A 7,088-nucleotide genomic window follows, 5' to 3' on the forward strand; every position below is an offset into this window, starting at 1 on the left:
CTTCGACCCCGCCTTCTTCGGCATGTCACCCCGGGAGGCACTCGCCACCGACCCGCAGCAGCGACTCCTGCTGCAACTGACCTGGGAAGCCCTCGAACGCGCCGGCCTGCGCCCGTCCGACCTGCGCGGCAGCGCCACCGGCGTGTTCGCGGGCGTCATGTACAACGACTACGCCACCCGCTTCCCCGAGCCGCCCCCCGGCGTCGAGGGCCACCTCGGCAACGGCAGCGCCGCCAGCATCGCCTCCGGCCGCGTCTCCTACACCTTCGGCTTCGAGGGCCCCGCCCTCACCGTCGACACCGCCTGCTCCTCCTCCCTCGTCGCCCTGCACCTCGCCGTCCAGTCCCTGCGCAACGGCGAATGCGAGCTGGCCCTGGCCGGCGGCGTCGCCGTCATGTCCACCCCGGTCACCTTCCTGGAGTTCAGCCGCCAGCGCGGCCTGGCCCCCGACGGGCGCTGCAAGTCCTTCGCCGAGGCGACCGACGGCACCGGCTGGGGCGAGGGCGCGGGCCTGCTCCTGCTCGAACGTCTTTCCGACGCCCGCCGCCACGGCCACCAGGTCCTCGCCGTCGTCCGCGGCTCCGCCGTCAACCAGGACGGCGCGAGCAGCGGTCTCACCGCACCCAACGGCCCCGCCCAGCAGCGCGTCATCCGCCAGGCGCTCGCCTCCGCCGGGCTCTCCCCGGCCGACGTCGACGCCGTCGAGGCGCACGGCACCGGCACCACCCTCGGCGACCCCATCGAGGCCCAGGCCCTCCTCACCGCCTACGGCCAGGACCGGCCCGACGGCCGCCCGCTGTGGCTCGGCTCGCTCAAGTCGAACATCGGCCACACCCAGGCCGCGGCCGGCGTCGGCGGCGTCATCAAGATGATCCAGGCCCTGCGCCACGAACGCCTCCCGCGCACCCTGCACGTCGACACCCCCACCACCAAGGTCGACTGGACCGAGGGCGACGTACGCCTGCTCACCGAACCCGTCGACTGGCCGAGGACCGAACGCCCGCGCCGTACCGGCGTGTCCGCCTTCGGAGTCTCCGGCACCAACGCCCACGTCATCCTGGAGGAGGCCCCGCCCGCGGAGCCGGACGCCGACGACACGGCCGACGCCCCGAGCGGCGAGGCCACGGCCACCGCCCGCACCGTTCCGGTGGTGCCCTGGATCCTCTCCGCCCGCAGCACCGACTCCCTCAAGGGCCAGGCGCGCGCCCTCCTGGACCACAGCGTGGCCCACCCCGGCACGGACGACCGGGCGGTCGCCCACACCCTGGCCACCCGACGCTCCCACTTCGAACACCGCGCCGTCGTCCTCGGCGCCGACCGGGACGCCCTCCTCACCGGCCTGCGCAGCCTCGCCGCCGGCGAGACCTCCCCGCACACGGTGACCGGCAGCGCACGCCGGGGCGGCAAGCTCGCGTTCCTGTTCTCGGGGCAGGGTGCGCAGCGTGCGGGGATGGGGCGTGAGCTGTATGAGGCGTTCCCGGTGTTCGCGGAGGCCTTCGACGCGGTGTGCGCACACGTCGGCGCGGAGCTGAAGGACGTCGTCTTCGGTGACGACGCGGAGCGTCTGGGGCGTACGGAGTGGACGCAGCCGGCGCTGTTCGCGGTCGAGGTCGCGTTGTTCCGGCTGCTGGAATCCTGGGGCGTGCGCCCTGACTTCGTGGGCGGGCACTCGATCGGCGAGATCGCGGCTGCGCATGTGGCCGGTGTGCTGTCGGTGGAGGACGCCTGCACGCTGGTGACCGCGCGCGGGCGGTTGATGCAGGCCCTGCCGGAGGGCGGGGTGATGGTCGCGGTGGAGGCGGCCGAGGACGAGGTCCTGCCGCTCCTGAGCGGCCGCGAGGCCGAGGTGTCGGTGGCGGCGGTCAACGGGCCGAAGGCCGTCGTCCTCGCCGGCACCGAGACCGCCGTGACCGAGATCGCCGAGGAGCTGGCCGCGCAGGGCCGCCGCACCTCCCGCCTCCGCGTCTCCCACGCGTTCCACTCACCGCTGATGGAGCCGATGCTGGCGGAGTTCCGTCAGGTCGCCGAGAGCCTGACGTACGCCGCTCCGGCCATCCCGGTCGTCTCCAACGTCACCGGCCGCCTCGCCGCCGAAGGCGAGTTGACCACCCCCGACTACTGGGTCCGCCACGTCCGCGAGGCCGTCCGCTTCGCCGACGGTGTGACCGCCCTGGCGGAGAAGCGCGTCACCCGTTTCGTCGAGGTCGGCCCGGACGCCACCCTCACCGCCCTCGCCCGCGCCTGCGTGCCGGACGACCAGGGACTGCTGTTCGTTCCGACCCTCCGCAAGGACCACGACGAACCGCGGACCGCCGTGTCCGCCCTCGCCGCCCTGCACACCTCGGGCCTGCCCGTCGACTGGGACGCCCTCCTCCCCGGCTCCCCTCCGCTCGTCGACCTGCCCACCTATGCCTTCGAGCGGCACCGCTACTGGCTCGACCCGGTCGTCGCCCCCTCCGGACACCGCGGCGACCACCCCCTGCTGTCCACCGGCGTCCACCTCGCCGACTCGACCACGGTCATGGCGACCGGACGTCTCTCCCGCCGCCTCCAGCCGTGGCTCGCCGACCTCGCCACCGGAGGCGGCACGCTCGTCGCCGGGTCCGTCCTCACCGACCTCGCCCTGCACACCGGACGCGCCCTCGGCGCACACCACCTCGTCGACCTGCACGTCGACGTGCCGCTGCCGCTGCCGGCCACCGGCGAGACCGAGGTGCAGACCGTCACCGAAGCGGTCGAGGGCGAGGACCGCTGGAGCTTCGCGCTCTACGCACGGCCCCTCGACCCCGAGGCCGACCCGGCCGACGACCCCCGGCCCTGGACGCGCCACGCCCACGGCACACTGTCGCGCGCCGAGGACGAGGAGCAGGCCGTGAACGCGGCCGGCACGGAGGGAACTTGGCCGCCCGCGGGCGCGGTTCCGGTCGATCCCGAGGAGCTGTACGGCGACTTCGACGCCCTGGACGTGGACGGTGCGCATGCCGTCCCGCCGACTCTCAAGGCCGTCTGGCGGCGCGGGGACGAGGTCTTCGCCGAAGTCGCCCTGGACGAGGACCAGGAGGCGGACGCCGCGCGCTTCGCCGTGCACCCCGCCCTCCTGGACGGTGCGATGGTCGCGCTCACCACGCTCGGCCACCCCGCCCCCTGGCTGCTCACCTGGTCGGGCCTCACCCTGTACGCACGCGCGGCCACGTCGGCCCGCGTCCACATCGTCCCCGCCTTCGGGGCCGGGGCCGAGGCGGGCGCCGAGATCCGGCTGTCGGACGGTGACGGCGCCCCCGTCCTGACCGCCCGGACGGTCTCGGTCACGCCCCACGACCTCGAGGACGTTCCGGCCGACGCCCGGGGCCGTACCGGTGACCTCTACACCGTCAGCTGGACCCCCGCCGGACCCGCCTCCCTGCCGGAACCCGCCGCGACGACCCGCCTCACCGGCCCCGACGACGTACTCGAGAACGCTTCCGACGGTGTGTACGACGACCTGGTGGTCGTTCCCTGGTACTCGGCGGACGGAGACGCGGGGGCGGGCGAAGGCGCGTGCACGCCCGCCGATGTGCACACGTCCACCGCGCACGCGCTGGCCCTGCTCCAGCGCTGGCTCACCGACCCGCGCGCGGCCGGCTCGCGTCTCCTCCTGGTGACCCGGCGCGCGGTCGCCGTGAACGGTGACGAGGCGGTCACCGACCTGGCGGCGGCCGCGGTCCGCGGGCTCGTCAAGTCGGCCCAGTCCGAGAACCCGGGCCGCTTCCTGCTGCTCGACACCGACGACGCGCCCTCGGACGCCGACATCGCCCTCGCCGCCCGCCTCGACCACGACGACCTCGCCCTCCGGAACGGGCGCATCCTCGCCCCCGCCCTCACCAGGACGGACACCGGCCGGGAAGACACCACACCACGGACCGCGGTCGTGCGCTTCGACCCGGACCGTACCGTCCTCGTCACCGGCGGCACCGGCACCGTCGGCGCGGCCACGGCCCGCCACCTCGTCGTCCGCCACGGCGTCCGGCACCTGCTGCTCGCGACGCGCCGCGGACCGGACGCCCCGGGAACCGCCGAACTGATCGCCGACCTCGCCTCGCACGGCGCCCGGACCACCGTCGTCAGCTGTGACGTCGCCGACCGCGACGCCCTAGCCGACGTCATTCGCGCCATCCCGGACGACCGTCCACTCGGCGCCGTCGTCCACGCCGCGGGCCTTCTCGACGACGGCGTCGTCACCTCCCTCACCCCGGCCCGGCTCTCCGCCGTGCTGCGGCCCAAGGCCGACGCCGCATGCCACCTGCGTGAGCTCACCAGGGACCACGGGCTGTCGGCGTTCGTGCTGTTCTCCTCCGCCGCGGCCACCCTCGCGGGGCCCGGCCAGGGGAACTACGTGGCCGCGAACAGCTTCCTCGACGCCCTCGCCGCCACGATGCGCGCCGAGGGCCGCCCCGCGCTGTCCATCGCCTGGGGACTCTGGGAAGCGGACAGCTCCATGACGCGGGACCTGACCGACGCCACCCACCACCGGGCCACCCGCAACGGTATCGCCGCCCTGCCCACCGATGACGCGCTGGCCCTCTTCGACCGCGCGCTGTCCCACACCGGCAGCACCCCGGTCGCCCTGCACGTGGACCGTGCCGCCCTCCGCCGGGTCGCCGACCACCTCCCGCCGCTCCTGCGCTCCCTGACGGGCCGCCCCGCCCTGCGCACCGCAGCCGCGTCCGCCCAGGGGACGCCTGCCTCCCAGGGCTTCGCGCAGCTGCCGGAACCGAAGCGCCGCGACGCGCTCACCGACCTGGTGCGCACCACCCTGTCCACCGTGCTGGGACACGCGTCCGGAGCCTCGATCGGCCTCGATCTGTCGTTCACCCGGCTGGGACTGGACTCGCTCACCGCCCTGGAACTGCGCAACAGCCTCAGCCGTGAGACCGGCCTGCCGCTGCCGGCGACCCTCGTCTTCGACCACCCCACCCCCCAGGCGGTCGTGGACCACCTGCTGACCGCCTTCGGTCCACAGGCACCGCAGGACGTCCACGCGCCTGCCCCGCTCCCGTACGGCGAGAGCGGCACCCCGGCCGACGACCCGATCGCCATCGTCGGAATGGCCTGCCGCTTCCCGGGCGGCGTGGAAAGCCCCGAACAGCTGTGGGACGTACTCGTCCGCGGCGAGGACACCATGGGGGAGTTCCCCGCCGACCGCGGCTGGGCCGAACTGTCCGCCTTCGCCACCTCGGACCCCGACCACGCGTCCCTGGGCGCCTTCCTCGACGACGTCGCGGGCTTCGACGCGGAGTTCTTCGGTGTGTCGCCGCGTGAGGCGTTGGCGATGGATCCGCAGCAGCGCCTGCTGCTGGAGTCCTCGTGGGAGGCGGTGGAGCGGGCGGGGATCGATCCGCGGTCGCTGCGAGGCACCCGAGTGGGGGTGTTCGCGGGTACCAACGGCCAGGACTATCCGGCCCTCTTGGGCATGTCGGAGGGTGACTTCGGCGGGTACGTGGGCACGGGCAGCGCGGCAAGCGTGCTGTCCGGGCGTCTGGCCTATGTCCTGGGCCTTGAGGGTCCGGCCGTCACCGTCGACACCGCCTGCTCGTCCTCCCTGGTGGCGCTGCACTGGGCCGCGCGCTCGCTCGCCACGGGCGAGTGCGCGATGGCCCTGGTCGCCGGCGTCACCGTGATGTCCACCCCGGCCGCTTTCGCCGAGTTCCGTCGCCAGGGAGGTCTGGCGGAGGACGGCCGGTGCAAGGCGTTCGCGGAGGGCGCGGACGGCACCGGCTGGGGTGAGGGTGTCGGCGTACTGCTGGTCGAGCGGCTCTCGGACGCCCGTGCGCGCGGTCACCGCGTGCTGGCGGTGGTGCGAGGGTCGGCGGTGAACCAGGACGGTGCGTCCAACGGGCTGACGGCGCCCAACGGTCCGTCGCAGCAGCGCGTGATCCGTGCCGCGCTCGCGGACGCCAGGGTGTCCCCGTCGGACGTCGATGTGGTCGAGGCGCACGGAACGGGCACGCGGCTGGGTGACCCGATCGAGGCGCAGGCGCTGCTGGCCACCTACGGGCAGGACCGCGACGCCGACCGTCCGCTGTGGCTGGGGTCGGTGAAGTCGAACCTGGGTCACACGCAGGCGGCTGCGGGTGTGGCCGGTGTGATCAAGATGGTGGAGGCGCTGCGGCACGGGGTCGTGCCGCAGACGTTGCACGTGGACGAGCCGTCGTCGCGGGTGGACTGGTCGACGGGCGGGGTACGCCTGGTGACCGAGCGGCAGGAGTGGCCGGCGGTCGACCGACCCCGCCGTGCGGGTGTCTCCTCCTTCGGCCTCAGCGGCACCAACGCCCACGTCATCCTCGAACAAGCTCCTGAGGAAACAGCTGGTCAGGACGCCGAGCCCGATGCTCTGCCCCTGATCCCCTGGGTCGTCTCGGGTCAGGGCACTGACGCCCTGCGCGCCCAGGCCGCCCGCCTGCTCGCGTACGTACGGAGTGACCAGGACATCCGTCCCGATGCCGTGGCCGCCGCACTCGTCACGCAGCGGACCTTCTTCGAGAACCGTGCCGTGATACGAGGCCACGATCGGGACGAGCTCATGACCGGGCTCCTCGCGCTCGCCGAGGGCCGTACCGCACCCCAGGTCACCGTCGGTGCCGTCACCGAGGGCCGCACGGCCTTCCTCTTCTCCGGTCAGGGCGCGCAGCGTGCCGGCATGGGGCGTGAGCTGTACGACGCGTTCCCGGTGTTCGCGGACGCCTTCGACGCGGTGTGTGCACACGTCGGCGCGGAGCTGAAGGACGTCGTCTTCGGTGACGACGCGGAGCGTCTGGGCCGTACGGAGTGGACGCAGCCGGCGCTGTTCGCGGTCGAGGTGGCGTTGTTCCGGCTGCTGGAGTCGTGGGGTGTGCGCCCGGACTTCGTGGGCGGGCACTCGATCGGCGAGATCGCGGCTGCGCATGTGGCCGGTGTGCTGTCGCTGGAGGACGCGTGCGCGCTTGTCACCGCACGCGGGCGGTTGATGCAGGCCCTGCCGGACGGCGGGGCGATGATCGCCGTCGAGGCGGCCGAGGACGAGGTCCTGCCGCTGCTCGACGGGCGTGAGGCGGACGTATCGATAGCCGCGA

1 protein-coding gene is annotated in these 7,088 nt (G+C 73.9%); it reads left to right on the forward strand.

What is annotated here, in order from left to right:
• Positions 1-7,088 (forward strand): type I polyketide synthase (locus CCN29_RS35140; RefSeq protein ID WP_143661422.1); only part of this gene is annotated, 7,088 nt, incomplete at both ends.

This window comes from Streptomyces pseudogriseolus, assembly GCA_002154585.1.
Classification (GTDB): Bacteria; Actinomycetota; Actinomycetes; order Streptomycetales; family Streptomycetaceae; genus Streptomyces; species Streptomyces pseudogriseolus.